This window comes from Rhodoferax sp. UBA5149 (genome assembly GCF_002413825.1).
Taxonomy (GTDB): domain Bacteria; phylum Pseudomonadota; class Gammaproteobacteria; order Burkholderiales; family Burkholderiaceae_C; genus Rhodoferax.
Window position 1 is genome coordinate 1 of sequence record NZ_DHXT01000153.1, and the last position, 2,193, is coordinate 2,193.

The following is a 2,193-nucleotide window of genomic DNA, read 5'->3' on the forward strand; positions in this document are numbered from 1 at the left end:
CAGAGCATTGAGGCTCTGCACGACTGGATCGAAGCCATCCGGACATTTCCGAAGCCTGTCATTGCAGCGGTCGAAGGCGCTGCCGCCGGCGCCGGGTTTTCTCTCGCACTGGCCTGCGACTTCATCGTGGCTGCCAACGACGCGGCATTTATCATGGCCTACAGCAACATCGCGCTCTCGCCCGATGGCGGCGCCAGCTGGAGTCTGGCACGTGCGCTACCCCGCCAACTGGTAACCGAACTGTTGATGTGTGGCGAGCGCGTGACGACCCAACGGCTGCACGAACTGGGACTCGTCAACCGGATGACGCCACCCGGCGCGGCACTGTCTGAGGCACTGGCACTAGCCACCCGACTCAATGACCGGGCACCCAACGCGCTGGCCAGCATCAAGACGCTGATCAATGACGCAGTCCATGTCACGCTGGTCGAGCAACTCGCCCGTGAGCGCGATCATTTCGTGCGCAACCTTCACCATGCCAACGCCGGTATCGGTATTTCAGCGTTTTTGACCAAAACGACGCCACGCTTCGAATAAGAACCTGCACTCAGGCTCCGCGCCTCGCGTTCAGACACGCTGGTGACAACCCTTAGTCATTTAGCTCGTCGCCCGCGCGACAATGGGGAAGTTTTCAGTCACCCAAAGGACAGGCTATGGACGATCCTATTCTTACCATCGACGAACGCGAGGCGATCAACTCCGGTCGCTGGTTCTCAACCCTATCACCTTCACTGCGGCACGACATTCTGCGATGCGCTTACGTCAAACGTCACAAAGACAGCGAACTCATAACTGCCCGCGGCGAACCGCCGGACGAATGGATTGCCTGTGCACGGGGCGCGGTGCGGGTCAGTTCGACCTCTATTTCGGGCAAGCAGATAACGCTGACCTATGTGGAGCCGGGTATCTGGTTTGGCGATGTGTCCATTTTCGACGGCGATCGGCGCACCCACGATGCCTATGCCCACGGCGACACCACGATTTTGTGTGTGGCCAAAGCCGATTTCAAGAAAATTCTGGCGCTTCACGCAGAGCTTTACGAAGCACTGCTGCGCCTGCATGCACGCCGCATCCGCCAGTTGTACGGCCTGGTGGAAGACCTCAATACCCTGCCACTGCGGGCGCGGCTGGCCAAGCAGTTGCTGCACCTGGTTCGAAGCTACGGCGTGCCCTCTCTCAGCGATGGGTCAGAGGTGCGCATCGGCCTGCAATTGGCGCAGGAAGAGTTGGCGCAGTTGCTGGGTGCTTCGCGCCAGCGTGTCAATCAGGAACTCAAGTCCATGGAACGCGAGGAAGCCATACGCATCGAACCGGGTGGTCTGGTCATTCGCGACCGCGAAGCCCTGATGCGCATCATTGAATCCGATAACTAAAACCATAAAAGAAATACCACACCATGAGCGACTTTGATCATTTCGTAGGCACCCAAGCGGTCTCCGAAAAACAGGCATTTGACGTCGCCGCCCTGTCCGTCTGGTTGACAAAAAACCTGCCTGGCTTTGCCGGGCCCCTGTCGGTGGAGTCCTTCAAGGGCGGCCAGTCCAACCCAACCTACAAGCTCAACACACCGTTGCGCAGCTACGTGATGCGCGCCAAGCCGGGCCCGGTGGCCAAATTGCTGCCGTCGGCACATGCGATCGAGCGCGAGTTCGCCGTCATGAGCGGCTTGTACGGCACCGATGTGCCGGTGCCCCACATGCATTGCCTGTGCGAAGACGAAACCGTCATTGGCCGGGCTTTCTATGTAATGGAATTCATGCAAGGCCGCATTCTCTGGGATCAAGCCTTGCCCGGCATGACCCCTCCTGAGCGCGGTGCGATTTACGACGAGATGAATCGCGTCATCTCCGCCCTGCACACCGTCAAGTTCGCTGAGCGAGGCTTGGCCAGTTATGGCAAACCCGGCAATTATTTTGACCGCCAGATCAGCCGCTGGAGCAAGCAATACGTGGCCTCCATCACGCAACCCATTGAAGAAATGGACAAGCTCATGGCCTGGCTACCCCAGCATATTCCGGCGATGGCCCGGGCCGATCACATGGTCAGCATCGTGCACGGCGACTATCGGCTGGACAACCTGATGTTCCATCCCACCGAACCGCGCATTATTGCGGTGCTGGACTGGGAACTGTCCACACTGGGGCACCCGCTGGCCGATTTCAGCTACCACTGCATGGCCTGGCACATTCCACC

Annotated in this window: 3 protein-coding genes; all 3 read left to right on the forward strand. The window is 59.2% G+C overall.

The genetic code is table 11. The features are described from left to right. Positions 1-537: enoyl-CoA hydratase family protein (locus B3V69_RS13350; RefSeq protein WP_296447316.1), on the forward strand; the 537-nt coding region annotated here is incomplete at its 5' end. A 116-nt stretch (positions 538-653) separates the two neighbouring features. Continuing rightward, positions 654-1,373 carry a Crp/Fnr family transcriptional regulator gene (locus tag B3V69_RS13355; RefSeq protein WP_296447318.1) on the forward strand — a complete coding sequence of 240 codons (720 nt, stop codon included), beginning with the start codon at positions 654-656 and terminating at the stop codon, positions 1,371-1,373. 23 nt (positions 1,374-1,396) lie between these two features. Next, on the forward strand, positions 1,397-2,193 hold a 797-nt coding region (locus B3V69_RS13360), incomplete at its 3' end, for a phosphotransferase family protein (protein WP_296447321.1).